This window comes from Streptomyces sp. NPDC028289 (genome assembly GCF_055565975.1).
Genome location: NZ_JBVHTI010000003.1, coordinates 328,020 through 352,194, shown reverse-complemented (window position 1 = coordinate 352,194; position 24,175 = coordinate 328,020). Strand labels below are relative to the sequence as shown.

Genomic DNA, 24,175 nt, shown 5'->3' with positions numbered 1-24,175 from the left:
TCTCCCCCGGAACCCGCGGGACGCGCATCCGCCCCGCCCCGCCCGTGTCACCCCTCGGCGATCACCACCGCCGACGCCACCCCGGCGTCGTGACTGAGCGACACATGCCACGACCGCACCCCGAGTTCCGCCGCGCAGGCGGCCACGCTCCCCTTCACCTGCAGTCGCGGCCGGCCGTTGTCCTCGACGACCACCTCCGCGTCCGTCCAGAGCAGCCCCGGCGGCGCGCCGAGAGCCTTGGCCAACGCCTCCTTGGCCGCGAACCGCACCGCGAGCGAGGCGACACCGCGCCGCTCCCCGCTCGCCAGATACAACTCCCGCTCCACGAAAAGCCGCCCGGCCAGCCCGGGAGTCCGCTCCAGCGACTCCCGGAACCGGTCGATCTCGGCGACGTCGATGCCTACCCCGATGATGCTCATGGTCAGCACCCTAAGGTCACGCCACGCTCACTCCACGGTGACCGACTTGGCGAGATTCCTCGGCTGGTCCACCTCGTTGCCCCGGGCGGTGGCCAGTTCGCAGGCGAAGACCTGGAGCGGGACCGTGGCGACCAGCGGCTGCAGGAGGGTGGGGGTGACGGGGATCCGGATCAGGTGGTCGGCGTACGGTACGACCGCTTCGTCGCCGTCCTCCGCGATCACGATGGTGCGGGCGCCGCGGGCCCGGATCTCCTGGATGTTGGACACGATCTTGTCGTGGAGCACCGAGCGACCACGCGGGGACGGGACCACGACCACCACCGGCAGGTCCGCCTCGATCAGCGCGATCGGCCCGTGCTTCAGCTCGCCCGCCGCGAAGCCCTCGGCGTGCATGTACGCCAACTCCTTGAGCTTCAGGGCGCCTTCGAGGGCGACCGGGTAGCCGACGTGCCGGCCGAGGAACAGCACGGTCTTCTTGTCCGCCAGCGACCGTGCCAGCGCCCGTACCGGCTCCATGGTCTCCAGGACCCGCTCGACCTCGCCGGAGATGTGCGAGAGGTCCCGGATCACCGCGCTGATCTCGTCGCCCCACTTGGTGCCCCGCACCTGGCCGAGGTACAGCGCCACCAGGTAGCAGGCCACCAGCTGGGTGAGGAACGCCTTGGTCGAGGCGACCGCGACCTCCGGTCCGGCGTGGGTGTACAGCACCGCGTCCGACTCGCGCGGGATCGTCGAGCCGTTGGTGTTGCAGATCGCGAGGACCTTCGAGCCCTGCTCGCGGGCGTGCCTGAGGGCCATCAGCGTGTCCATGGTCTCGCCGGACTGGGAGATGGCGATGACGAGACTGCGCGAGTCCAGGATCGGGTCCCGGTACCGGAACTCGCTCGCCAGCTCCACCTCGCACGGGATGCGCGTCCAGTGCTCGATGGCGTACTTGGCGATCAGGCCGGCGTGGAAGGCCGTACCGCAGGCGACGATGACGACCTTGTCGACCTCCCGGAGCTCGGCGGCGCCGATCCGGACCTCGTCCAGCGTCAGCGAGCCGTTCGCGTCGATGCGGCCCAGGAGGGTGTCGGCGACCGCCTTGGGCTGCTCGGCGATCTCCTTGAGCATGAAGTAGTCGTACCCGCCCTTCTCCGCCGCCGACGCGTCCCAGTCGACGTGGTACGAGCGGACGTCCGCCGGGGCGCCGTCGAAGCCCGTCACCGTCACGCCGTCCCGACGCAGCTCCACCACCTGGTCCTGGCCCAGCTCGATCGCCGACCGCGTGTGGGCGATGAACGCGGCGACGTCCGAGGCGAGAAACGCCTCGCCCTCTCCGACGCCCACCACGAGCGGGGAGTTCCGGCGCGCGCCCACGACCACGTCCGGCTCGTCGGCGTGCACCGCGACCAGCGTGAACGCGCCCTCCAGCCGCCGGCACACCAGCCGCATCGCCTCGGCGAGGTCGGCGGTGGCGGAGAACTCCTCGGCGAGCAGATGCGCGACCACCTCGGTGTCCGTCTCGGACGCGAGGTCGTGCCCGCGCTCGGCCAACTCCCCCCGCAGCGCGGCGAAGTTCTCGATGATCCCGTTGTGGACGACGGCGACCCGGCCCGCGTTGTCGAGGTGCGGATGCGCGTTGGCGTCCGTCGGCCCGCCGTGCGTGGCCCAGCGGGTGTGCCCGATACCGGTGGCACCGGCCGGCAGCGGCCGCTCCGTCAGCTCCTTCTCCAGGTTGACCAGCTTCCCGGCCCGCTTCGCCGACGCCAGCCCACCGTCCGCGAGCACGGCGACCCCCGCCGAGTCGTACCCCCGGTACTCCAGCCGCTTGAGCCCGGCGACCACCACATCGAGCGCAGACTGCGCCCCCACGTATCCCACGATTCCGCACATGACCGGCAGCCTAAGCGCCGCCCCCGGCCCGAACACGGCTCAGCGTGCCCGAAATCGGAAATTATCGACCCATCACCGCCCGCCTCTTCCGGTGCCGGGTCTGCGGCGTCCACCTCGCCTGCGCCGACTGCGCATGATCAGAACCCCCACGTGACCGACCCCACCCCCCGCGCCGTTCAAACTCCGTTAACAATGGAATGTGATCTCTCCGGTCTCCCCGATGCCCCGGAGCGCCCACCGGCACAAGCCGGAGGCGACTCCCTACGTCGACCTCACCCGTGCCGAGTGGAGCGCGCTGCGCGACAAGACGCCGCTGCCGCTCACCGCCGAGGAGGTCGAGAAGCTGCGCGGTCTCGGCGATGTCATCGACCTCGACGAGGTGCGGGACGTCTATCTCCCGCTGTCGCGGCTGCTCAACCTCTACGTCGGGGCCACGGACGGCCTCAGAGGCGCCCTGAACACCTTCCTCGGCGAGCAGGGCTCCCAGTCCGGAACCCCGTTCGTGATAGGCGTCGCCGGCTCCGTGGCCTGCGGCAAGTCGACCGTCTCCCGTCTGCTCCAGGCGCTGCTGTCCCGCTGGCCCGAGCACCCGCGCGTCGAGCTGGTGACGACGGACGGCTTCCTGCTCCCGACCAAGGAGCTCGAAGCGCGCGGCCTGATGTCGCGCAAGGGCTTCCCCGAGTCGTACGACCGCCGGGCCCTGACCCGCTTCGTCGCCGACATCAAGGCCGGCAAGGACGAGGTCACCGCCCCCGTCTACTCCCACCTCATCTACGACATCGTCCCGGACCGGAAGCTCACGGTCCGCCGCCCCGACATCCTCATCGTCGAGGGCCTCAACGTCCTGCAGCCCGCTCTCCCCGGCCAGGACGGCCGTACCCGCGTCGGCCTGGCCGACTACTTCGACTTCAGCGTGTACGTCGACGCGAACGCGGAGGACATCGAGCGCTGGTACCTCAACCGCTTCAGGAAGCTCCGTCAGACCGCCTTCCAGAACCCGGACTCGCACTTCAGGAAGTACACCCAGGTGTCCGAGGAGGAGGCGGTCGACTACGCCCGCGGCCTGTGGCGGACCATCAACAAGCCCAACCTGGTGGAGAACATCGCCCCGACCCGCGGCCGCGCCACCCTGGTCGTCCGCAAGGGACCGGACCACAAGGTGCAGCGGCTGCGGCTCCGCAAGCTGTAGGGCGCCCAAGTGCCGCTGCCCGGCCCGGAAGTTGCTCCGGGCCGGGCAGCGTGCACGTACGGCGAAGCCCGGCGGCTTCCGGCGGCCCCTAGAGCCGCCTCTCGCAGTTCACGACGGTGTCGCCGGGGTCGGCGAACACCGTGTCGGCGCCGGCGCCGCAGTCCACCGTGTCACCACCGGCGTTGTCCTCCACGCTGATGACGTCGCTGCGGCCGTCGGTGGTCACTTTGTCGACGCCCGTACCGGCATCGACGGTGGTGCTGACGGCAGCGTTGGAGCCGTTGAAGGTGTCGTCCCCGTCGCCCAGCTGTACCGCGAGTCGGCTGACCGTGGCGGCGCTGCCGCAGTCCGCGCTGGTGGCGCTCACCCGGGTGCAGCCCGGGCCGATCGCGATGCCCGTGGTGTCCGTGAGGACCAGTCGGCCGGTGGAAGTGTCGGCCGTGACCTGGTTGTTCACTCCGGCGCGCGCCTGGAGTACGACCAGTCCGCCGAGGATACGGAACGCCGTGGAGCCCGGCGCCTGGGCGGCGGCCGGAGTGGCGGACGAGGTGACGACGAGACCCGCCACCAGAACCGGACCGGCCGCTCGCTTCAGGACTGTGCTCGCGAACTTCATGCTGTGTCTCTCTTCCGTCGAGGGGCGCCGCACAGAGCGGCCTCGACGCAAGAGAAACAGCCAGTGATCAGTCGCGCACTTTTTGCTACGCCTTGCAGCTCAACCCAGCGCCGACTTCACCGCGTCGGCCAGCCGCCCGGCCACCGACCGGGCCTGCTCGATGTCGGCCGCCTCGACCATCACCCGCACCAACGGCTCGGTCCCCGAAGGGCGAAGCAGCACACGCCCCGTCCCCCCCAGCTCCCGCTCCGCCTCCGCGACCGCCGCCGCCAGGTCCCCGGACGTCTTCACCCGTGACTTGTCCACGTCCGGCACATTGATCAGCACCTGCGGCAGCCGCTCCATCACGCCCGCCAGCTCCCGCAGCGACCGCCGGGTCTCGGCGACCCGCGCCGCCAGCAGCAGCCCGGTCAGCGTGCCGTCGCCGGTCGTCGCGTGGTCGAGGATGATGACGTGGCCGGACTGCTCGCCGCCGAGGGCGTACCCGTGCTCCTTCATCTCCTCCAGCACGTACCGGTCGCCGACCGCGGTCTGCACGAGGTGCAGCCCCTCCCGCTCCAGCGCCAGCTTGAAGCCGAGGTTGGACATGACGGTGGCGACGACGGTGTCGGCGCGCAGCTCACCGCGCTCCCGCATGGCGAGCGCGAGCACCGCGAGGATCTGGTCGCCGTCGACCTCCTCGCCGGTGTGGTCGACGGCGAGGCAGCGGTCCGCGTCCCCGTCGTGCGCGATGCCGAAGTCCGCGCCGTGCTCGACGACCGCGGCCTTGAGCTTGCCGAGGTGGGTCGACCCGCAGCCGTCGTTGATGTTGAGCCCGTCCGGCTCCGCGCCGATGGTGACGAGCTCGGCGCCGGCCCGGCGGAACGCCTCCGGCGAGACCCCCGCGGCCGCGCCGTGCGCCTCGTCCAGGACGATCTTCAGCCCGTCGAGCCGGTTGGGCAGGACCGACAGGAGGTGGCCGACGTACTGCTCGAAGCCCTCGCCGTACGACCGCACCCGGCCCACGCCCGCACCCGTCGGCCGCTCCCACGGCTCGCCGTGCCGGTGGGAGTCGTAGACCGCCTCGATCCGGTCCTCCAGCTCGTCGGCGAGCTTGTGGCCGCCGCGGGCGAAGAACTTGACGCCGTTGTCGGGCATGGCGTTGTGGCTGGCGGAGAGCATGACGCCGAGGTCGGCGCCGAGCGCGCCGGTGAGGAAGGCCACGGCGGGGGTCGGGAGGACGCCCACGCTCAGGACGTCGACGCCCGCGCTCGCCAGACCGGCGATCACGGCCGCCTCCAGGAACTCCCCGGACGCGCGCGGGTCCCGTCCGACGACCGCCGTCGGCCGGTGGCCCTCGAACGTACCCGCCTCGGCCAGCACGTGCGCCGCCGCGACGGACAGGCCGAGCGCCATTTCGGCGGTCAGGTCCGCGTTGGCGACACCGCGCACGCCGTCCGTGCCGAAGAGTCGTCCCACTTGTCCTCCTGAAGAAGCGTCTTTGCTGCCAGGAAATGATGGCAGGCGCTTAGTCATGCGATCACACCAGCCTTTGAGCGTCTTGTGTCGTTATACGCCCTTGACCGGGATAAACGAACGCCCCGACGGCACATGTGGCGTGCCGCCGGGGCGTTCGGAGTACGTGCAGGCAGCTGGTGATTAGCGCTTGCTGTACTGCGGGGCCTTGCGGGCCTTCTTCAGACCGGCCTTCTTGCGCTCGACCGCACGGTCGTCGCGCTTGAGGAAGCCGGCCTTCTTGAGCGGGCCGCGGTTGTTGTCGACGTCGGCCTCGTTCAGCGCGCGGGCGACACCGAGACGGAGCGCACCGGCCTGACCGGAGACACCGCCACCGGCGATGCGGGCGACGACGTCGTAACGGCCCTCGAGCTCGAGCACCTTGAAGGGCTCGTTGACTTCCTGCTGGTGCACCTTGTTCGGGAAGTAGTCCTCGAGGGTGCGACCGTTGATCTTCCACTTGCCGGTGCCCGGGACGATCCGGACGCGGGCGATGGCGTTCTTGCGACGGCCCAGGCCGGCGGCCGGCTGCGGCTCGCCGAAGCGGGACGCGAGGGACTCGGAGGTGTACTCGCCCTCGACGGGGACGTCCGACTCCGTGGTGTAGCTGTCGATGTCAAGCTCTTCGAGCGGCTGCTCGGCAGTGGTCTCGGCCACGATGCTCCTCAGATTCTCTTCAGTCTTAGGGGGTGGCCGGGATTACTGCGCGACCTGGGTGATCTCGAACGGAACCGGCTGCTGCGCAGCGTGCGGGTGGTTCTCGCCTCGGTAGACCTTCAGCTTGGTGAGCATCTGACGGCCCAGGGTGTTCTTGGGGAGCATGCCCTTGACGGCCTTCTCGATGGCCTTCTCGGGGTTCTTGTCCAGCAGCTCGTCGTAGCGGACGGAGCGCAGACCGCCCGGGTAGCCGGAGTGGCGGTACGCCATCTTCTGGGTCCGCTTGTTGCCGGACAGGTGCACCTTGTCGGCGTTGATGATGATGACGAAGTCACCGGTGTCGACGTGGGGCGCGTAGATCGGCTTGTGCTTGCCGCGGAGAAGGGACGCGGCGGTGGTGGCGAGACGGCCCAGGACGACGTCCTGAGCGTCAATGACATGCCACTGGCGAGTCACATCGCCGGGCTTGGGGCTGTACGTACGCACTTCGCAGCCTTCTTCTTCAGTGGATGGGTGCTGACACATGGCATCACTGAAGCGATCGTGCAGCTGGGGACGACAATGCCGGGGACGCTGCCCGTATGCCGCCCACTGGTAACTGCTCCAGGGAACCTAGGTAGAGGCCACTCCCGTGAGAACGAGCGAGCCAATACACAACGAAGAGCAAGCGTACAAGGGTGGCCCCGGACGGGTCAAAACGAGCTCCCGCCGACATCCGGACGAGCCGTCGCCGACCGCGGCGGGAAATCCCGGGAGCACGGCCGTACCAGGATGCGCCGTCCTGCCCCCAAAGGTCCCCCAAAGGTCTCCTGAAGGTCCCCGTTCTCCGTTCGTACAGTCGCACCGGTACCGCCCGGCCCCCGTCTAAGATGCGCCCCATGAGTTATGGGCAGGGGGGACCTCAGTCCCAGTGGGATCCGTGGAAACCGCAGTCTCAGCAGCCGTGGGGCAGCGGCACCGGCCAGACTCCGGACTGGGCGTCGCTCGCCGAGGCCTCGGAAACGCGGAACAAGCGGCGCAGAGTGCTGTTCATAGGCGGTGGCGTGGTCGCCACGCTGGCGATCGGCACCGCCGTCGCGATGGCCGTGGTGTCCGCGAACGGCGACAACAAGGCCTCCGGCACGCCCACCAACCTGCCGGCCAGCGGCTCGCTGCCCAGCGACACGGCCGGCTCGGCGCCGTCCTTCGCGCCGACCAGCGCGCCGCCACCGCTGGACCCGCAGGAGTTCATATCCAGTGTGCAGAAGGACACGGCACCGCTGAGCGCCGAGACCCTCTTCCCCGGCACCCAGCTGACCATGGGCGGGACGGTCTACAAGAAGGGCGCCACGGCCGACACGAAGAAGTGCTCCACGGCCGCCAAGGGCACCCTCCCGACCGTCCTCGACAAGGACGGCTGCACCCGCCTGCTGCGGGTCACCTACTCCAAGGACGGCGTCGCGGTCACGGTCGGCGTGGCCGTGTTCAACACCGAGGCGCAGGCGAGCAAGGCCAAGACCGAGGCCGACAAGAAGGGCTTCGTGACCGCCCTGGCCGGCTCCGGCGTGAAGGCCTTCTGCGACTCCGGCGTCTGCCGTACGACGACCAACGCGTACGGCCGCTACGCGTACTTCACCACCGCCGGCTTCCTGAACGGCAAGGACGTCACCACCAAGGACACCAAGGTCTTCCAGGCCGGCGACGACCTGGCGGAGTTCACCTTCCGCCAGATCCACCGCCGCGGCGAGGCCCAGGCGTCGGCGGCGGCCGACCGGTGACCCGTCCGCGAGGCGCGTGAGAGCCTCCCCCTACCTGACCGGTGATCAGGGCCATCACCGGTCGTCGCGCCCTTGGGGGGACTCATGACGGACACGTCCAGACGCAGACTGCTCGCCGGCCCGCGCCGGTGCCGGAGGCGGCCGCCGCGGGCCGGCTGAACGTGCGGGACACCGCGTACGGCGCCCTCGGCGACGACTCCACCGACGACCAGCCGGCCATCCAGAACGCCATCGACGCGGCCGGCTTCCAGCTCAACCAGGTGCACTGCGGCGCCGCCATCGTGGCTGGTCGCGCAGTTCCTCCCCCAGCTTTCGGCCGGGTACCCCCAGCGCCCCTTACAGGACGCTGCCCCTCCCGTGCGCCCTGCTCGGGGCGGGGCAGAATGGTTTCGGCCAGAGGGCGGGGGCCGGTCGGGGAGAGATACGGGGGCGGGCGGGGGTCATGCGCATGCGGAGACGGGTCGCGCTCATAGGGGCGGGTGCCGCCGCCGGGCTACTGGGTCCGTCGGCTGTGTGGTGGGCTTGGCGGGACGCCGGGGACTCCCCGCGGCCCCCCTCGCTCGTCCCCACCGAACTGCGGAACCGCGATCCCGAGGCGACGCCCGCCGCCCGCCGCGTCTACGCCCTGCTCGCCGGCCTGGAGAACCGGGCGCGGCGCGGCGAACCGTCACGGACGGTTATCGGCCAGCACGTCGAGCTGCACAACGAGCGCTACAACGCGTCGTACGGCGACTACCGGGGCACCAAGCAGCCCGGCTACTACTACAAGAAGGCCCACGACATCACCGGCAGGTTCCCGGGGTTCGTGGAGGTGGACCTGGGGCCCGGGTACGGACAGCCGGGCTGGGCGGTGGGCGAGCCGCGCACGTACTCCCGCTCCTCGTGGCCGAGCTGCCGCAGGTGCTGGGGGTACGTCGAGGACGCGGTGGACCTGGCGCTCGGCGTGTGGGCGGGGCTGCCGCGGCCGGCGGACGGTTCCTACCACCCCTCTGGCACGCACCTCGACTGCGCCTCCGGGACCCGGGTGAACCTGCCGCAGAACGGGGGCGGCCCGGCGGGCATCGTCGGCTTCTCCTTCCACCAGCCCTACCCGGGCAGCACCGTCAAGGGCTTCGAGCAGACCCGTTACCAGAACTCCCCGGCGGCCCGGGACAGCGGCTGGTTCGGCCGGGTGGTCACCCCGGGCACCGCCGAGCACCGGGCCCTGCTGCTGGACCTGGATTATCTCGCCGACCACCTCGGCTACCTCGCGGAGCACGGGGTGCCGGTCCTGCTACGGCCGTACCACGAGATGAACGCCAGGCCGGGGCACGGGTTCTGGTGGGCGGGGCAGGATCCGGCGGCCTACCGGAAGCTGTGGCATGTCACATACGACTACCTGGTGCACGACCGCGGCCTGCACAACCTGCTCTTCGTCTGGGCCCCCAGCGCCTGGGAGGGCACCTTCGCGCGGGAGCCCGGCGCCTACTACCCGGGCGGGCGGTACGTCGACGTCGTGGGCGTGGACGACTACAGCGACACCCCGCGGCGACCGTTCCACGGCAGGCCCTGGACCGACGTCTGGCACCGGGGCCTGGAGCGCTACGACCGCCCCCGCATCCTGGCCGAGTCCTTCTACGTTCCGCTCGGCTCCGCTCAGCACAGCACACTTTCGGACACCCCGTGGGTGCTCTGGACGGTGTGGGGCCAGGCCCTGACCTACACCAATGTCTCCGGTCCGAGCGGGAAAAACACCCCAGAAGACGTGAAATGGACGTACACGTCTTCGCAGGTCATCACCGGCACCGGAGGCGAGCACTCCGGCTTCGACTGGGCTTCGTTGCACAAGCCATAGAATTATTACTTTCCCACTACATCTTGCTCACAGATGTTTCTTGGCTGATTCTTACGTGGCAGGATTTGTTTTCTTGCATGGCCGGGGCGCAGGTCGCCCGGGGGGGCATCTGAGCCGGCCGCAGAACGCCGAAGACGGCACCGGGGGCAACATCACGGCCCGCAACGTGTGCGGCGAGACGAGGTTTCTCGTGTCACCACACCCGTCGCCGAGCCATGCCGTCCGGCAGCCACCGATCTCACGGAAGAGCATGTAGCCGTATGGCATCGACAGTGGTCGACGGGGGAACCCCGCATTCGCGACACAACGCGAAGCTGGCCAAGCGCACTGCTGACTGGAAACCGGGCATCCTCCCGTTCCTGATCCCGCTGGTGTTCCTGACCCTCTTCAGCCTGTGGTCCTACACCCCCAGCGACTCGCCGCTGGCCTGGCTGATCACCATCTGCTGGGCCCTTCCGGTGCCCGGCGTGCTGGTGTCGATCCAGGGCTTCCTGCTCATCCGCCGCCGGATCCGCAAGGCCCATCTGATGACCCCGCCGGCCCTGGTCGAGCAGGACTTCCTGACCGTGCTGGTGCCGACGATCGGGCGCCACGACACCTACCCGGCCCTGGAGCGCTCCGTCCTCTCCTACGTGGAGCACCTGCCGGAGTGGTTCCCGTACATGCGCGTGGACGTGCTCACCGAGGAGGGCTGCGAGGCCGCCGAGCGCATCGACGCGCTGGCCGCGACCAGCCACCTGATCCGCGTGGTCACGGTCCCGAAGGCCTACCAGACCAAGAACGGCACCCGCTTCAAGGCCCGCGCCAACAACTACGCCCACGAACTGCGCATCGAGGAGGGCGAGGCCCTCGACCACGTGTGGGTGCTGCACATGGACGACGACACCGGGGTCGGCCCCGACACCGCCGCGTCCCTGGCCCAGTTCATCAACCGGCAGCGCCGTGCGACCCCCGAAGAGGTCAAGCACATGGCGCAGGGCATCCTGACGTACCCGCGCGAGAACGCCGTGTCCATGCTCACCTGGTTCGCCGACGCGATCCGTCCCGCCGACGACATCGCCCGGTTCCGCGCCTTCACAGGCCTCGGTACCCCGGCCGCCGGCGTGCACGGCGAGCTGCTCGTCATCCGTGCCTCCATCGAGGCGGAGATCGGCTGGGACTTCGGCCCCAAGGAGATCGTCGAGGACGCCCGGCTGGCCCTGACCTTCTGCCGCCTCTACCCGGGGCGCAGCGACTGGTTCAACGGCCGCTGCTACGGCGCCTCGCCCGCCAACACCCAGGACTTCATCAAGCAGCGCGAGCGCTGGGCCTGGGGCCTGGTCGCCCTCTGCTTCAACCGCAAGGTGCCGCTGCGCTACCGCTGGTTCCTGACCATCTGCGTGACGAGCTGGATCCTCGGTCCGCTCCAGCACGTCGGCACGATCCTGTTCGTGGCCTGGTTCATCGGCGACATGAACACCTCCCCCGTGACCCAGTCCGTGGTCGTCCTCTGGTCGATCAGCTTCGCCTACGTGATCTGGGCGTACTGGGAAGGGCTGCGGCTCAACGCGATCGCCTCCCTCAACGGCAGGCGCAGGTGGTGGGAACCCATGGCCGTCCTCGTCATGCTGCCCTTCTTCTCCCTCATCGAGGGCATCGGCGGCATCAAGGGCCTGTGGAAGTTCATTCGCCGCGAGGAGAACAAGTTCGTCGTCATCGCCAAGCCCGCCTGACCCGGAAGAGACCCCACAGTCATGAAGCGCGCACGCCTGCCCTTGCTCGCCGTGCTCCCCGTCACCGTCATCGCCCTCGTGGTGGCGACCCCCTTCGTGGTCGGCGACCACCCGCTGCAGTGGTCGTCCGGTTCGTTCGTGCCCCACCTGGTGCTCGACGGCAAGGAGCACAGCGGACCGGCCGGCTCCACGAGCGGCGACGGCAGGACCTCCGCGGCACCCTCGCCGACCACCGAGGTCGCCAAGGTGGACAAGGAGTGGAAGAAGGGCATGCCGCAGTGGGGCGCCCAGCTCTACTGGGAGGACAACCCCAAGCACTCCCTCGCCTACATCGAGAAGCAGGCCCGGCTGCACGCGAACTACCTGGTCGGCCTGCACGCCAACTCGGTCAGCGTCTCCTTCCCGTTCTTCACCGGGAAGCTCGCCTCGACGGCGGTCAGCCGGGGTGACAAGACCCCGACCCCCGACCGGCTCGCCCGCGTCCTGGAGATCTTCCACGAGGCCGGGCTGCGCACCACGATCCGGCCGCTGATGGACGAGCACTCCCTGAAGGCCGAGGACGGCTGGCGCGGCTCCATCAAGCCCGCCGACCGCAGCGCCTGGTTCGCCTCGTACGAGAAGTTCGTCACCCCGTACCTGAAGGCGGCCGAGAGCGAGAAGGCGGCCACGTTCGTCATCGGCACCGAGCTGAACTCCCTGGAGGGCGACCCGCACTGGGAGACCGTCGTGGACGACGCCGAGAAGGTGTTCAGCGGCGAGGTCGCCTACGACGCGAACTGGGACAACTACGTCGAGGGACCCATCACCATGCCGGTGAACCATCTCGGCATCGACGCCTACTTCCCGGTCAAGGTCGACGACGACGCCTCGGTGCAGGACCTGGTCGCCGGCTGGAACAAGTGGCTGAACAGGAAGGCCACCGGTTCCCTCCCCAAGATCACCGTCGCCGAGGCCGGCATCGGCGCCATGAACGGCGCCTACCACGCCCCGGGCGACTTCTACACCAAGCGGGCGGTCAACCCCGAGGTGCAGGCCAACTGGTACACCGCCGTCTGCAAGGTCGTCCAGGAACGGAAGATGAGCGGCGTCTACTGGTGGTCGATCTACTTCGACGACGACCCCAACACCAAGCCCGACGACAAGGTCGCCTCCCGGCTCGACTTCGCCGGCCGCCCTCAGTCCGAGAAAGCGATCAAGACGTGCTTCACCTCGGACTACGCAGGTCCCGGAACCACCACCGCTAGCTGACCGAGCGAGGCATTCATGCAGGAAGCCATCATTCTGGTGGGCGGCAAGGGAACCCGCCTGCGTCCACTGACCAACCACACCCCGAAGCCGCTACTGGGCGTCGCGGGCTCCTCCTTCATCCGCCACCAGGTGGCCAAGCTGATGGACGCCGGTGTCGAGCACCTGGTGTTCGCCACGTCCTATCTCGCCGGCCTCTTCGAGGAGGAGTTCCGGGGCTTCTCACGGGACCTGGACATCTCCTACGCCGTCGAGGAGGTCCCGCTGGGCACGGGTGGGGCGATCCGCAACGCCGGACGGCTGCTGCGCGGCCCGGCCGACGCCCCGGTGCTCGTCCTCAACGGCGACATCCTCTCCGGCGTGGACCTGCGCGGCGTCCTGGCGTACCACGAGGCCAACGAGGCCGACGTGACGCTGCACCTCACCCGGGTCGCCGATCCCCGGGCCTTCGGCCTGGTGCCCACCGACGGGTCCGGACGGGTGCTGTCCTTCCTGGAGAAGCCCAAGACCCAGGAGGAGTGCGTCACCGACCAGATCAACGCCGGCTGCTACGTCTTCCGCCGGTCCGTCCTGGACGCCATCCCCGGCGACCGGGAGGTCAGCGTCGAGCAGGAGACCTTCCCCCGGCTCGTCGCGGACGGCGGGCGGGTCTTCGGCCACACCACGGACGACTACTGGCGCGACCTCGGCACCCCGCTGGCCTTCGTCCAGGGGTCGGCCGACCTGGTCACCGGCAGGGCGACCTCGCCCCTGGTGGGGCCGCCGGCCGAGGCGCTGGTCCATCCCACGGCCACCGTGCACCCGAGCGCCCGTGTCACCGGCGGCTCGACGGTCGGCCCCTACGCGGTCGTCGGCCCGCGTGTGGTCGTCGACCGCTCCATCATCGGCGCGCACGTCACCGTGGCCGAGGGCGCCCGGATCCACGAATCCGTGGTCGACCACGACTCGTCGATCGGCAACGAATCGTTTCTCCGCGAGGTCGTGGTGGGCTGCCACGCGCACGTCGGCGCCGAGAACGAGCTGCCCGCCCAGCTGCGGTTGTCGTGCGGCATCCGCATTCCCAGCCAAGGGGTGCGCGTCAGCGGTACGGCTGCCGCCTGCCTGACGGCCCACTGAAGTCGCCGGTCCGACCGGACACAGTTACTGGAGAACCGTTGACCAGCCATCGCTCACCGGCCACGCAGGCGGAACGCCTGCGCAAGTACCGGCCGGACATCCAGGGCCTGCGTGCCGTAGCCATCATGATGGTGGTCACGATGCACGTCGGTCTGCTCGACATCCACGGCGGCGTGGACGTCAGCTTCGTGCTGAGCGGCTTCCTCATCGGCAGCCAGCTCCTCGCCGAGATCGACAAGACCGGCAAGGTGTCGCTGAGCAAGTTCTGGGCGCGCCGGATGCGGCGGCTCGCCCCGGGCATGGCCGTCGTGGTCATCACCACGGCGGTCGTGGCCTGGCTGTACGCCAGCCCGCTCAGGTTCCGCGAGACCATGAAGGACGGTCTCAGCGCAGCGCTCAGCTTCATGAACTGGCGCCTCGTCGAGACGGGCACGGACTACTTCGCGAACGACGGGACGCAGTCCCCCTACCAGCACTTCTGGTCGCTGGGCATCGAGGAGCAGTTCTATGTGGCCGCTCCGATCGTCCTGGTCGTCACGGCCTGGCTGTCCCGCAAGATCTTCCGCAACCGCGCCCTGGTGGGGCTGTTCCTGGTGGCTGCGATCGGCGGGTCGCTGTACCTCTCGGTCAAGCAGACCGCCGAGAACCAGCCCCTCGCCTACTTCGGCACCCAGACCCGTATCTGGGAGCTCGCCTCCGGCATCCTGCTGGCCCTCGGCGCACCGCTGCTCTCCCGCATGAACCAGGGGCTGGCGGCGGTGATCTCCTGGCTGGGCCTGGTGACCACCATCGGCACCGCGCTCGTCATCACCAAGGAGACCCCGCTGCCGGGCTACGCGGTGGCCGGCCCCGTGCTGGGCGCCTGCATGATCATCGCCGGTGGCTGCGCCAATCCCCGCCTCGGTGTGGAGCGGATCCTGCACAACCCGGTGACCAACTACGTCGGCAACGTGAGCTACGGCTGGTACCTCTGGCACTGGCCGATCCTGGTCCTGTGGCCCGACGTCGTGGGACGGGACATCACCTACTCGGACCGCTTCCGGGTGCTCTCGCTGTCCTTCATCCTGGCCGTCTTCATGTACTACGCCGTCGAGGCCCGGTTCCGGAACAACCCGCAGCTGGTGGCGACCCCCTGGAAGGGCATCTTCGCCGGCGGCACGGCGACCGCGAGCGCCGCCGCGGCCACGGCATGCGCCCTGTTCATCCCTCTCAACCTCGCCACCTCGGCCGCCGCCGTGAACGGGGGCGCCACCGGGTACGCCGGCGAGGCGTCGGTGCAGAAAGCCGTGACCCAGAGCGAACTGTCGGGGACCGCACTGAACGCGCTGGCGACGGCTCCCAAGGACGCGACCCACTACGGCTGCATCGACAACACGGACGTCGAGAAGTTCGTCATGCGCGACAACTGCGTCATCGGCGACAAGACGGGGAAGCGCACGCTCGTCGTGATCGGCGACTCGCACGCCTGGCAGTGGGGTGACGCGTTCAACGAGCTCGGGCAGTCGCTGCACGTGAAGGTCGTGACCATGGCGAAGGGTGGCTGCTCCCCCGAGGTCTACGCGATCAAGAACCCCGAGCTGAACCGTGAGTACTCCGAGTGCGACAGCTGGCGGGAGTCGGCGTTCCAGAGCATCGAGGACCTCAAGCCGGACGTCATCGTCGTCACCAGCCGCATCCGCCGCGAGGTGACCGAGGCCGGCGCTGAGAAGGCGTTCAAGAAGTTCGAGGCCTCCGGCGCCAAGCTCATCTACATCACCGACACCCCGCAGCCCGGCCGGAACGTCCCGGACTGCCTCGCCACCCACATCCACGACGTCACCGCCTGCAGTCCCGACGAGAAGACGGCGGTCGAATACGCCGACTTCCGTGTCATCGAGCAGAAGGTGGCGGAACGCCACGGCGCCACGGTCATCGACTCACTGCCCGCGTTCTGCGCCGACAACGTCTGCCCGACCGTGATCGCCGACCAGATCGTCTACTTCGACAACAGCCACATGACGGGCAGCTACGCCAAGTCCCTGGCGCCCTTCCTCAAGCCGACAGTGAAGAAGGCCCTGGCCGGCTGACCCCTCAGACCGTCCGCACCCGTACCCGGCGTGCCTGCCGCTGCCTCTCCAGCAGCTGGTCGGCCGCCGGGTACGCGACCTCCTCCAGGGTCAGCCCGTGCGGCCGTACGACGTGCACGGCGCTGTCCCGCACCCCCGCGTCCAGCACCTTCCGCGGCCACTCCACGCCCCGGTGCCCGTCCCCCACGAACAACAGCGCGCCGACCATCGACCGCACCTGGTTGTGGCAGAAGGCGTCGGCCCGGACCTCGATCTCGACGACCCCGTCGCCGCGTCGGCTCACGCCGAAGCCGAGGATCTCCCGGATCGTCGTCGCCCCTTCACGCTTCTTCGCGTAGGCGGCGAAGTCGTGCTCCCCGACGAGTGACTTCGCGGCGGCGTCCATGACCGCCACATCCAGCTCCCAGTCGTGCCACAGCACGTGGTTGCGCAGCAGCGGGTCCACGCCTCCCGGCCGGTCCCCGACCCGGTACACGTACCGCCGCCACAGCGCCGCGAACCGCGCGTTGAACCCGGCCGGCGCCTCGCCGACGGACCACACCCGCACGTCCTTCGGCAGCCGCCCCGCGAGCCGCTTCAGCAGCTTCTCCCGCTGCTCCTCCCACACCCCGGCCGGCAGATCGACATGCGCCACCTGCCCCCGCGCGTGCACCCCGGCATCCGTGCGCCCGGCCACGGTCAGCTCGTACACCGTGTCCTGCGACCGCGTGACGACCCGCAGCGCATCCTCGATCTCCCCCTGCACGGTCCGCTTCCCGCCGGCCTGCTTGGCCCAGCCGTGGAAGTGGGTGCCGTCGTAGGACAGGTCGAGACGGATGCGCACATGGCCGGGCTGAACGTCGTCACTCACAGGAGAATCCTCTCAGGGCAAGAAAAGCGGGCCCGCCCCTCGAAAGGAACGGGCCCACTGACGCGCCCCTCAAGGGGCGCTGGGAACTGCGCGAGCAACCACGACGGCGCCGCAGCCAAAGGACGCTTACGCCTCCTTGGACTCCTCGGCAGCCTCGTCGGCCGGAGCCTCGTCGACCTTGGTCTCCTCGACCTTGGTCTCCTCGGCCTCCTTGACCGCGCGCTTCGTCGCGGCCTCGGCCTCACCGGTCGCCTGCTGGGCGACGGTCAGCGCCTCCACCAGCTCGATGACAGCCATGGGCGCGTTGTCGCCACGACGGTTACCGATCTTGGTGATACGGGTGTAGCCACCCGGGCGGTTCTCGTACCGCGGGCCGATCTCGGTGAAGAGCGTGTGCACGATGCTCTTGTCCGTGATGACCTGGAGCACCTGACGGCGGTTGTGAAGGTCGCCCTTCTTCGCCTTGGTGACCAGACGCTCGGCGTACGGGCGCAGGCGGCGGGCCTTCGCCTCGGTGGTGGTGATACGGCCGTGCTCGAAGAGCGACTTCGCGAGGTTCGCGAGGAGCAGCTTCTCGTGCGCGGCGCTGCCGCCCAGACGGGCACCCTTGGTGGGCTTCGGCATGGTTCTTCTCCTGTGTGTCTGCCCCGGCCGTGTCAGGTACCGGGGTCAGTATCCGAGCAGACGGTTGTCTGTCGGAGATCCGGGGCGTCCCCGAAGGGGCGCCCCGGAAGGGGCGCTGGGGGTACCCCCGGCCGAAGGCTGGGGGAGGAACTGCGCGACAAGCCACAGCGCACCCGCACCCGAGTACGGACCGGAAGGCCCGAGCTCTTAGTACTGCTCGGTCTCCACGAAGCCCGCATCCGCGTCGTCGTCCGCGCCGAACGCGTCCGCCGCAGCGGTGGGGTCGAATCCGGGCGGGCTGTCCTTCAGGGCCAGGCCCATGCCGGCCAGCTTCGCCTTGACCTCGTCGATGGACTTCGCACCGAAGTTGCGGATGTCCAGGAGGTCGGCCTCGGAACGCGCCACGAGCTCACCCACGGAGTGGATGCCCTCGCGCTTGAGGCAGTTGTAGGAGCGGACCGTGAGCTCCAGCTCCTCGATCGGCAGCGCCAGATCGGCGGCGAGGGCGGCGTCCGTCGGGGACGGGCCCATGTCGATGCCCTCGGCGTCGATGTTCAGCTCGCGGGCGAGACCGAACAGCTCGACCAGGGTCTTGCCCGCGGAGGCCATGGCGTCACGCGGCCGCATCGCCTGCTTCGTCTCGACGTCGACGATCAGCTTGTCGAAGTCGGTGCGCTGCTCGACACGGGTCGCCTCGACCTTGTACGTGACCTTCAGCACCGGCGAGTAGATGGAGTCGACCGGGATACGGCCGATCTCCTGACCCACCTGCTTGTTCTGCACGGCCGAGACGTAACCGCGGCCACGCTCGACCGTCAGCTCCATCTCCAGCTTGCCCTTGCCGTTCAGCGTGGCCAGGACCAGATCGGGGTTGTGCACCTCGACACCGGCCGGAGGCGCGATGTCGGCGGCGGTGACCAGACCCGGACCCTGCTTGCGCAGGTACATCACCACGGGCTCGTCGTGCTCCGAGGAGACGACCAGCTGCTTGATGTTGAGGATCAGGTCGGTGACGTCCTCCTTGACGCCCGGCACGGTGGTGAACTCGTGCAGCACGCCGTCGATCCGGATGCTGGTGACAGCAGCGCCGGGGATCGACGAGAGGAGGGTACGACGGAGGGAGTTGCCGAGGGTGTAGCCGAAGCCCGGCTCCAGCGGCTCGATCACGAACCGGGACCGGAACTCGTCGACGACCTCTTCGGTCAACGAGGGACGCTGAGCAATCAGCATGTTCGGATCAGATCCTTCTTTCGTGGACGCCCGCTATTTGACGCCCGACGGAACCGCGCCCGTGAGAGTGCGGGTACTGCAAGGGTACGGGCGGCACGACCCTTACGGAGCCGTACCGCCCGAGCAGCCCTGCGGAGCGACGTCAGACGCGACGGCGCTTCGGCGGACGGCAGCCGTTGTGCGGGGTCGGGGTGACGTCCTGGATGGAGCCGACCTCGAGGCCCGTGGCCTGCAGGGAGCGGATCGCGGTCTCGCGACCGGAACCCGGGCCCTTCACGAACACGTCGACCTTGCGCATGCCGTGCTCCTGGGCGCGGCGGGCAGCCGACTCGGCGGCCATCTGCGCGGCGAACGGCGTGGACTTCCGGGAGCCCTTGAAGCCGACGTGGCCGGCGGAGGCCCAGGAGATCACGTTGCCGGACGGGTCCGTGATGGAGACGATCGTGTTGTTGAACGTGCTCTTGATGTGCGCGTGGCCGTGAGCGACGTTCTTCTTTTCCTTGCGGCGCACCTTCTTGGCAGCGCCCTGACGACCCTTGGGGGGCATCTAGTAACTCCTACGGGGAGGTGGTCGGTCCTACAGCGAAGACCGCTGATGAAGCGTTGTCCGCTGCGGACTACTTCTTGCCCGGCTTCTTCTTGCCGGCGATGGCGCGACGCGGACCCTTGCGGGTGCGGGCGTTGGTGCTGGTGCGCTGACCGCGGACGGGCAGACCGCGACGGTGACGCAGACCCTGGTAGCAGCCGATCTCGACCTTGCGGCGGATGTCGGCCTGGATCTCGCGACGGAGGTCACCCTCGGTCTTGATGTTGTTGTCGACGTACTCGCGGATGGCGACCAGCTGCTCTTCGGTCAGGTCGCGAACGCGGGTGTTCGGGTCGATGCCGGTCTCGGCCAGCGTCTGCTGCGAGAGTGTCCGGCCGATGCCGAACACGTAGGTGAGCGCGACCTCCACGCGCTTTTCGCGCGGGATGTCAACACCGGAAACGCGTGCCATTCAATGGCTCCTGGTGATCTTCGGAGGTCTTCCGCAGAACCGGTTCCCAGCCGCCGTATCAGGTACGTACTGGGTCCCCGGCCTCCGAACCGGGGGTGTCAGGCGCCGTGGCACCTGGATTCTGCGTATGAACATGTTCAGCTTGCGTCGCGCGAATCTCTGCGATGGATGCAGAGGGATCGGTCGTGCGTCAGCCCTGGCGCTGCTTGTGGCGCGGGTTCTCGCAGATGACCATGACCCGACCGTGACGGCGGATCACCCTGCACTTGTCGCAGATCTTCTTGACGCTCGGCTTGACCTTCATGGGATTGAGGTTCTCCGGGTCAGTTGCCGGCGGCCCCGCTCACGCGGGACGTGGGCAAGATCTACTTGTATCGGTAGACGATCCGGCCACGCGTCAGGTCGTACGGAGACAGCTCCACCACGACCCGGTCGTCAGGGAGGATGCGGATGTAGTGCATACGCATCTTGCCGCTGATGTGTGCCAGGACCTGGTGGCCGTTCTGGAGCTCGACCTTGAACATGGCGTTCGGAAGAGACTCGACGACAGTGCCCTCGATCTCGATGGCACCTTGCTTCTTGGCCACGCTTCGCCCTTCGAATCGACTACCTTGATCGACTCACGAGGGGCATGCGGACATGCGGGTGCACGAGAGCCGACGAGTCAGTCTACGTCAGCGCCCAGAAAAAGACGAACTCACTCGCAGTCCGCACCTGCCCATGACAATGCCCCGCCCGTCGGCGCGTTATGCGCGACGGACGGGGCGGGGCGAGCGGCCGTTCCCCCGGCCGCTCACTACTGCCTACTTCTGGCTGCTTGCTTCCCGACGCCTACTTCTCGACGGTCTCGCAGGCGGTGCCGTCGTCGTGCGTGCCGTCCAGGAGCGCCTGCACGCAGATGTCGGTGCCGTCCTTCCAGTTCGCGTTGATCGGAACCCGGTAGTACGTGAAGTGGTTGCCGTTGTTGTAGTACGTCGTCAGCGGCGAGTACTTCACGTACCCCATCTTCTCGGCGTAGATCTTGAACTTGCCGTGGAAGGTCTCGTCGCCCGAGTAGGCCTGGATCCAGTTGACCTTGAGGCCGGAGCCGTCGACCCGGACACAGGCGCCGCCGTGGCACCCGGCCGCGGACGCGAACGCGGGCGCGGTGCCGGTCGTGATGGCCAGAGCGGCCGCCCCCGCGAGGATGCCGACCGTTCGCTTCAGAGTGGAACCCACCGTTTTCCCTTTCATCATGTGCATGACAGGGAAGCAGGCACAGCGAGGCAGACAGCACCACGCGACCGCCCCCTGCCGGTCGCCCATGATCATATCCTCATAGGTAGAACACAGGATCGATTCTCAGGGGGCTTTGTGCTCTCTTTGCGATCTTCAGCCCAGCGGGTCGGGCGCCGCCGTGACCCCGTGCTCCGCCAGCTTCGCCCGGCCCCCGTCGGGAGCCGTCAGCACCAACGGGCCCTCCTCCGTGAGGGCGACGGAGTGCTCCCAGTGCGAGGACCAGGTGCCGTCCGTCGTGATGACCGTCCAGTCGTCCTCCAGGACCTCGGTCCTGGGCGTGCCGAGGGAGACCATGGGCTCGATCGCGAGGCAGAAGCCGGTGACCAGCTTGGGCCCCTTGCCGCGGCGGCGGTCGACGTAGTTCAGCAGGTGCGGGTCCATGTGCATCTCGGTGCCGATGCCGTGGCCGCCGTAGTCCTCGATGATGCCGTAGCGGCCACCGCCGGGCTTGGGCTGCCGGCGGATGTAGGTCTCGATGGCCCGGGAGACGTCGACCAGGCGGTTGCCCTGCCTGACGGCCGCGATGCCGGCCCACATCGACTCCTCGGTCACCCGGGAGAGCTCGATCAGCTCAGGGGCGTGACCCGAGCCCACGAAGGCGGTGTAGGCGGCGTCACCGTGCCAGCCGTCGACGATCGCGCCCGCGTCGACGGAGATGATGTCGCCGTCCTTCAGGACGACGTCGTCGGAGGGGATGCCGTGGACCACGACCTCGTTGACCGAGGTGCAGATCGTCGCGGGGAAGCCGCCGTACCCGAGGAAGTTCGGCTTCGCGCCGTGCTCGGCGAGCACCTTGCGGGCAACCTCGTCCAGGTCCCTGGTGGTGGCGCCGGGAACCGCGGCCTCGCGGGTCGCCGCGTGGATCGCGGCCACGACCAGCCCCGCCGCACGCATCCTGGCGATCTGCTCGGGGGTCTTGATCTGCACCATGGGCGGCCTGCGCTCTCCGTCACTCACGTGGACTGGGTTACCTGTACAACACTACGGCCGCGGCACCCCGGGGCCCCGGACGAGGTCCGGGGAAGGGCGCCGCGGCCGGAAGAACCGCGATCTAGTTGTTCTCGGCCTTCTCGCGCTTCAGCGCCTCCAGCGCCCGCTGCGTGATCTCGTCCACCGGGCCCAGGGCGGAGATCGTCACGACCAGCCCCTGCGCCTTGTAGTAGTCGATGATCGGCTCGGTCTGCGTGTGGTAGACCTCGAGCCGGGTGCGGACGGTGTCCTCGGAGTCGTCGTCGCGCTGGTACAGCTCGCCGCCGCAGATGTCGCACACGCCTTCCTGCTTCGGCGGGCTGTACGTCACGTGGAAGACGTGCGAGGAGTCGTTGCGGCAGACGCGCCGGCCGGCGATCCGCTTGACGACCTCCGCCTCCGGGACCTCCAGGTCCAGGACGGCGTCCAGCACGATGCCCTCGTCGCTCAGCAGCCGGTCCAGCGCCTCGGCCTGCGAGACGTTGCGCGGGAAGCCGTCCAGCAGGAAGCCGTTCTCCGCGTCCGGCTGCTCCATGCGGTCCTTGGCCATCGCGATGGTGACCTCGTCGGGTACGAGGTCACCGGCGTCCATGTAGGACTTGGCGAGTTTGCCGAGCTCGGTCTGCTTACTGATGTTGGCGCGGAACAAGTCGCCCGTGGAGATGTGCGGAATGGCCAGCATCTCGGCGAGGCGGACGGCCTGCGTTCCCTTACCGGCACCCGGCGGCCCGACGAGGACGATACGCATCAGCGGAGGAACCCTTCGTAATTGCGCTGCTGGAGCTGGCTCTCGATCTGCTTCACCGTCTCGAGACCGACACCCACGATGATGAGGATGCTGGTCCCGCCGAACGGGAAGTTCTGGCTCGCCCCGAAGCCCACCAACGCCACTGTCGGTACGAGAGCGATCAGTCCCAAATACAGCGAACCCGGCCAGGTGATCCGGTTGAGCACGTACGACAGGTACTCAGCGGTCGGTCGGCCAGCCCGGATGCCCGGGATGAAGCCACCATACTTCTTCATGTTGTCGGCGACTTCCTCGGGGTTGAAGGAGATCGCCACGTAGAAGAACGCGAAGAAAACAATGAGCAGGAAGTACAGGGTGATGTACGTGGGGCTGTCCCCCTGCTTGGTCAGGTTCTGCTCGATCCAGCTCTTCCAGCCCGAGCTGCCGCCCGCGAACTGCGCCACGAGGGCCGGGATGTACAGCAGCGACGAGGCGAAGATGACGGGAATCACACCCGCCTGGTTCACCTTGAGCGGGATGTACGTGGACGTACCACCGTAGGAACGACGGCCGATCATGCGCTTCGCGTACTGCACCGGGATGCGGCGCTGCGCCTGCTCGACGAAGACGACGAGCCCGACCATGACCAGGCCGATCGCGATGACCGAGCCGAACTCGATCCAGCCGTCGGCCAGGGTGCCCTGCTTCTTGATGGCCCACAGCGCGGACGGGAAGGTCGCGGCGATCGAGATGAACATCAGGATCGACATGCCGTTGCCGATGCCGCGGTCGGTGATGAGCTCGCCGAGCCACATCACGACGGCCGTACCGGCGGTCATGCAGACGACCATCGTGATCGTCGTGAAGATCGACTGGTCCGGGACGATGCTCGACGCGACCGAGCAGCCGTTGAAGAGCGCGCCGCTGCGCGCGGTGGCGACCAGACCGGTGCCCTGGAGGATGGCGAGGGCCACCGTCAGGTACCGGGTGTACTGCGTGATCTTCGTCGTACCGGCCTGGCCCTCCTTCTTCAGGGCCTCCAGGCGCGGGATGACCACGGTCAGCAGCTGAAGGATGATGCTGGCCGTGATGTACGGCATGATGCCCAGCGCGAAGATCGTGATCTGCAGCAGCGCGCCGCCGCTGAACATGTTGATCATGCCGAAGAGACCCTGGTTGCCCGAGGCCTCCTTCACGCACTGCTGCACAGACGTGTAGTTCACACCCGGGATCGGGATGTGCGTACCGACCCGGTAGACCACGATGATGCCCAGCGTGAAGAGCAGCTTCTTGCGCAGGTCGGGCGTCCTGAACGCCCGGGCGAACGCGGTGAGCACGGTGCCTCCTGCGACCCCCGCGCAAGTGCGTCAAGGGTGACGGTCTTGAGGTTCGACGAATGGGAAAAAGAACAGTGCTGGCCACCTTACCGGCCGTACTGCCCCCCGAGGAACGACCAACCGGGGATACCCCATTGTGAGGTATCCCCGGTCGGGAAATGCTTACGTCATCGAGACGTCCG

General features: G+C 68.6%; 24 protein-coding genes. 7 read left to right on the top strand and 17 right to left on the bottom strand.

Features of this window, described 5'->3' with window-relative positions; all coding sequences use genetic code 11:
• Positions 1–47: 47 nt before the first annotated feature.
• Complete coding sequence (locus tag ACZ4UV_RS15815; protein ID WP_390044018.1) at positions 48–419, bottom strand: holo-ACP synthase; 372 nt, start codon at positions 417–419, stop codon at positions 48–50.
• 27 nt (positions 420–446) lie between these two features.
• The gene (gene glmS, locus ACZ4UV_RS15810; protein WP_451020102.1) at positions 447–2,294 is read right to left on the bottom strand and encodes a glutamine--fructose-6-phosphate transaminase (isomerizing); all 1,848 of its coding nucleotides are present in this window, start codon (positions 2,292–2,294) and stop codon (positions 447–449) included.
• Positions 2,295–2,514: 220 nt separating this feature from the next.
• Between glmS and coaA the strand changes: the two genes are divergently transcribed.
• Positions 2,515–3,483, top strand: a complete 969-nt coding sequence (gene coaA / locus ACZ4UV_RS15805; RefSeq protein ID WP_467838389.1) for a type I pantothenate kinase — start codon at positions 2,515–2,517, stop codon at positions 3,481–3,483.
• A gap of 88 nt (positions 3,484–3,571) precedes the next feature.
• Here the strand turns inward: coaA and ACZ4UV_RS15800 are convergent, their stop codons facing one another.
• From ACZ4UV_RS15800 to rplM, 4 genes are all read right to left on the bottom strand, one after another.
• A complete protein-coding gene (locus ACZ4UV_RS15800; protein ID WP_451020100.1) occupies positions 3,572–4,099 on the bottom strand; it encodes a hypothetical protein in 528 nt (175 codons plus the stop codon).
• 99 nt (positions 4,100–4,198) lie between these two features.
• Positions 4,199–5,557, bottom strand: a complete 1,359-nt coding sequence (gene glmM, locus ACZ4UV_RS15795) for a phosphoglucosamine mutase (RefSeq protein WP_451020099.1) — start codon at positions 5,555–5,557, stop codon at positions 4,199–4,201.
• Between the two features lie 180 nt (positions 5,558–5,737).
• On the bottom strand, positions 5,738–6,250 hold the full coding sequence (rpsI, locus tag ACZ4UV_RS15790) for a 30S ribosomal protein S9 (protein WP_351502659.1): 513 nt from the start codon (positions 6,248–6,250) through the stop codon (positions 5,738–5,740).
• Positions 6,251–6,292: 42 nt separating this feature from the next.
• On the bottom strand, positions 6,293–6,736 hold the full coding sequence (rplM, locus tag ACZ4UV_RS15785; RefSeq protein ID WP_351714121.1) for a 50S ribosomal protein L13: 444 nt from the start codon (positions 6,734–6,736) through the stop codon (positions 6,293–6,295).
• 392 nt (positions 6,737–7,128) lie between these two features.
• On the opposite strand from rplM, the gene ACZ4UV_RS15780 reads away from it, so the two are divergent.
• From ACZ4UV_RS15780 to ACZ4UV_RS15755, 6 genes are all read left to right on the top strand, one after another.
• Complete coding sequence (locus ACZ4UV_RS15780; protein ID WP_451020098.1) at positions 7,129–8,007, top strand: hypothetical protein; 879 nt, start codon at positions 7,129–7,131, stop codon at positions 8,005–8,007.
• 442 nt (positions 8,008–8,449) lie between these two features.
• A complete protein-coding gene (locus ACZ4UV_RS15775; protein WP_467838383.1) occupies positions 8,450–9,841 on the top strand; it encodes a glycosyl hydrolase in 1,392 nt (463 codons plus the stop codon).
• Positions 9,842–10,101: 260 nt separating this feature from the next.
• On the top strand, positions 10,102–11,553 hold the full coding sequence (locus ACZ4UV_RS15770) for a glycosyltransferase family 2 protein (protein ID WP_451020096.1): 1,452 nt from the start codon (positions 10,102–10,104) through the stop codon (positions 11,551–11,553).
• A 21-nt stretch (positions 11,554–11,574) separates the two neighbouring features.
• Positions 11,575–12,801, top strand: a complete 1,227-nt coding sequence (locus tag ACZ4UV_RS15765; RefSeq protein WP_467838380.1) for a glycoside hydrolase family 113 — start codon at positions 11,575–11,577, stop codon at positions 12,799–12,801.
• 15 nt (positions 12,802–12,816) lie between these two features.
• Entirely contained in the window at positions 12,817–13,914 is a 1,098-nt protein-coding gene (gene manB / locus ACZ4UV_RS15760) for a mannose-1-phosphate guanylyltransferase (RefSeq protein WP_451020094.1), read from the top strand.
• A 38-nt stretch (positions 13,915–13,952) separates the two neighbouring features.
• Positions 13,953–15,980 carry an acyltransferase family protein gene (locus ACZ4UV_RS15755; protein WP_467838377.1) on the top strand — a complete coding sequence of 676 codons (2,028 nt, stop codon included), beginning with the start codon at positions 13,953–13,955 and terminating at the stop codon, positions 15,978–15,980.
• 4 nt (positions 15,981–15,984) lie between these two features.
• On the opposite strand, the gene truA is transcribed toward ACZ4UV_RS15755, so the two are convergent.
• The 11 genes from truA to secY form a co-directional block, all read right to left on the bottom strand.
• Positions 15,985–16,830, bottom strand: coding sequence for a tRNA pseudouridine(38-40) synthase TruA (gene truA / locus ACZ4UV_RS15750; RefSeq protein WP_467838374.1), 846 nt, complete (start codon positions 16,828–16,830; stop codon positions 15,985–15,987).
• Between the two features lie 126 nt (positions 16,831–16,956).
• Positions 16,957–17,454: a 50S ribosomal protein L17 gene (gene rplQ / locus ACZ4UV_RS15745; RefSeq protein ID WP_467838371.1), complete on the bottom strand. Its 498-nt coding sequence runs from the start codon at positions 17,452–17,454 to the stop codon at positions 16,957–16,959.
• Positions 17,455–17,661: 207 nt separating this feature from the next.
• Positions 17,662–18,684: a DNA-directed RNA polymerase subunit alpha gene (locus ACZ4UV_RS15740; RefSeq protein WP_003966937.1), complete on the bottom strand. Its 1,023-nt coding sequence runs from the start codon at positions 18,682–18,684 to the stop codon at positions 17,662–17,664.
• A gap of 142 nt (positions 18,685–18,826) precedes the next feature.
• Positions 18,827–19,231 carry a 30S ribosomal protein S11 gene (gene rpsK, locus ACZ4UV_RS15735; protein WP_003956432.1) on the bottom strand — a complete coding sequence of 135 codons (405 nt, stop codon included), beginning with the start codon at positions 19,229–19,231 and terminating at the stop codon, positions 18,827–18,829.
• Positions 19,232–19,301: 70 nt separating this feature from the next.
• Positions 19,302–19,682, bottom strand: coding sequence for a 30S ribosomal protein S13 (rpsM, locus tag ACZ4UV_RS15730; RefSeq protein WP_031167100.1), 381 nt, complete (start codon positions 19,680–19,682; stop codon positions 19,302–19,304).
• 190 nt (positions 19,683–19,872) lie between these two features.
• Entirely contained in the window at positions 19,873–19,986 is a 114-nt protein-coding gene (gene rpmJ, locus ACZ4UV_RS15725) for a 50S ribosomal protein L36 (RefSeq protein ID WP_003998809.1), read from the bottom strand.
• A gap of 61 nt (positions 19,987–20,047) precedes the next feature.
• Positions 20,048–20,269 (bottom strand): translation initiation factor IF-1, encoded by a 222-nt coding sequence (gene infA / locus ACZ4UV_RS15720; RefSeq protein WP_003948620.1) that lies wholly within the window; start codon positions 20,267–20,269, stop codon positions 20,048–20,050.
• A gap of 244 nt (positions 20,270–20,513) precedes the next feature.
• A complete protein-coding gene (locus tag ACZ4UV_RS15715) occupies positions 20,514–20,900 on the bottom strand; it encodes a hypothetical protein (protein ID WP_451023245.1) in 387 nt (128 codons plus the stop codon).
• A gap of 153 nt (positions 20,901–21,053) precedes the next feature.
• Entirely contained in the window at positions 21,054–21,890 is an 837-nt protein-coding gene (map, locus tag ACZ4UV_RS15710; protein ID WP_467839371.1) for a type I methionyl aminopeptidase, read from the bottom strand.
• A gap of 121 nt (positions 21,891–22,011) precedes the next feature.
• Positions 22,012–22,677 carry an adenylate kinase gene (locus ACZ4UV_RS15705; protein ID WP_351487359.1) on the bottom strand — a complete coding sequence of 222 codons (666 nt, stop codon included), beginning with the start codon at positions 22,675–22,677 and terminating at the stop codon, positions 22,012–22,014.
• Positions 22,677–23,993, bottom strand: a complete 1,317-nt coding sequence (secY, locus tag ACZ4UV_RS15700) for a preprotein translocase subunit SecY (protein ID WP_351487356.1) — start codon at positions 23,991–23,993, stop codon at positions 22,677–22,679. Before secY ends, ACZ4UV_RS15705 begins: the two co-directional genes overlap by 1 nt.
• Positions 23,994–24,175 lie beyond the last annotated feature (182 nt).

Coding starts and splice junctions, on each gene's coding strand:
- ACZ4UV_RS15775 (WP_467838383.1), top strand. CDS start 8,450: ATGCGCATGCGGAGACGGGTCGCGCTCATAGGGGCGGGTGCCGCCGCC.
- glmS (WP_451020102.1), bottom strand. CDS start 2,294: ATGTGCGGAATCGTGGGATACGTGGGGGCGCAGTCTGCGCTCGATGTG.
- ACZ4UV_RS15780 (WP_451020098.1), top strand. CDS start 7,129: ATGAGTTATGGGCAGGGGGGACCTCAGTCCCAGTGGGATCCGTGGAAA.
- ACZ4UV_RS15765 (WP_467838380.1), top strand. CDS start 11,575: ATGAAGCGCGCACGCCTGCCCTTGCTCGCCGTGCTCCCCGTCACCGTC.
- map (WP_467839371.1), bottom strand. CDS start 21,890: ATGGTGCAGATCAAGACCCCCGAGCAGATCGCCAGGATGCGTGCGGCG.
- rpsK (WP_003956432.1), bottom strand. CDS start 19,231: ATGCCCCCCAAGGGTCGTCAGGGCGCTGCCAAGAAGGTGCGCCGCAAG.
- ACZ4UV_RS15740 (WP_003966937.1), bottom strand. CDS start 18,684: ATGCTGATTGCTCAGCGTCCCTCGTTGACCGAAGAGGTCGTCGACGAG.
- rpmJ (WP_003998809.1), bottom strand. CDS start 19,986: ATGAAGGTCAAGCCGAGCGTCAAGAAGATCTGCGACAAGTGCAGGGTG.
- rpsM (WP_031167100.1), bottom strand. CDS start 19,682: ATGGCACGCGTTTCCGGTGTTGACATCCCGCGCGAAAAGCGCGTGGAG.
- coaA (WP_467838389.1), top strand. CDS start 2,515: ATGCCCCGGAGCGCCCACCGGCACAAGCCGGAGGCGACTCCCTACGTC.
- ACZ4UV_RS15815 (WP_390044018.1), bottom strand. CDS start 419: ATGAGCATCATCGGGGTAGGCATCGACGTCGCCGAGATCGACCGGTTC.
- rplQ (WP_467838371.1), bottom strand. CDS start 17,454: ATGCCGAAGCCCACCAAGGGTGCCCGTCTGGGCGGCAGCGCCGCGCAC.
- ACZ4UV_RS15705 (WP_351487359.1), bottom strand. CDS start 22,677: ATGCGTATCGTCCTCGTCGGGCCGCCGGGTGCCGGTAAGGGAACGCAG.
- ACZ4UV_RS15770 (WP_451020096.1), top strand. CDS start 10,102: ATGGCATCGACAGTGGTCGACGGGGGAACCCCGCATTCGCGACACAAC.
- manB (WP_451020094.1), top strand. CDS start 12,817: ATGCAGGAAGCCATCATTCTGGTGGGCGGCAAGGGAACCCGCCTGCGT.
- ACZ4UV_RS15800 (WP_451020100.1), bottom strand. CDS start 4,099: ATGAAGTTCGCGAGCACAGTCCTGAAGCGAGCGGCCGGTCCGGTTCTG.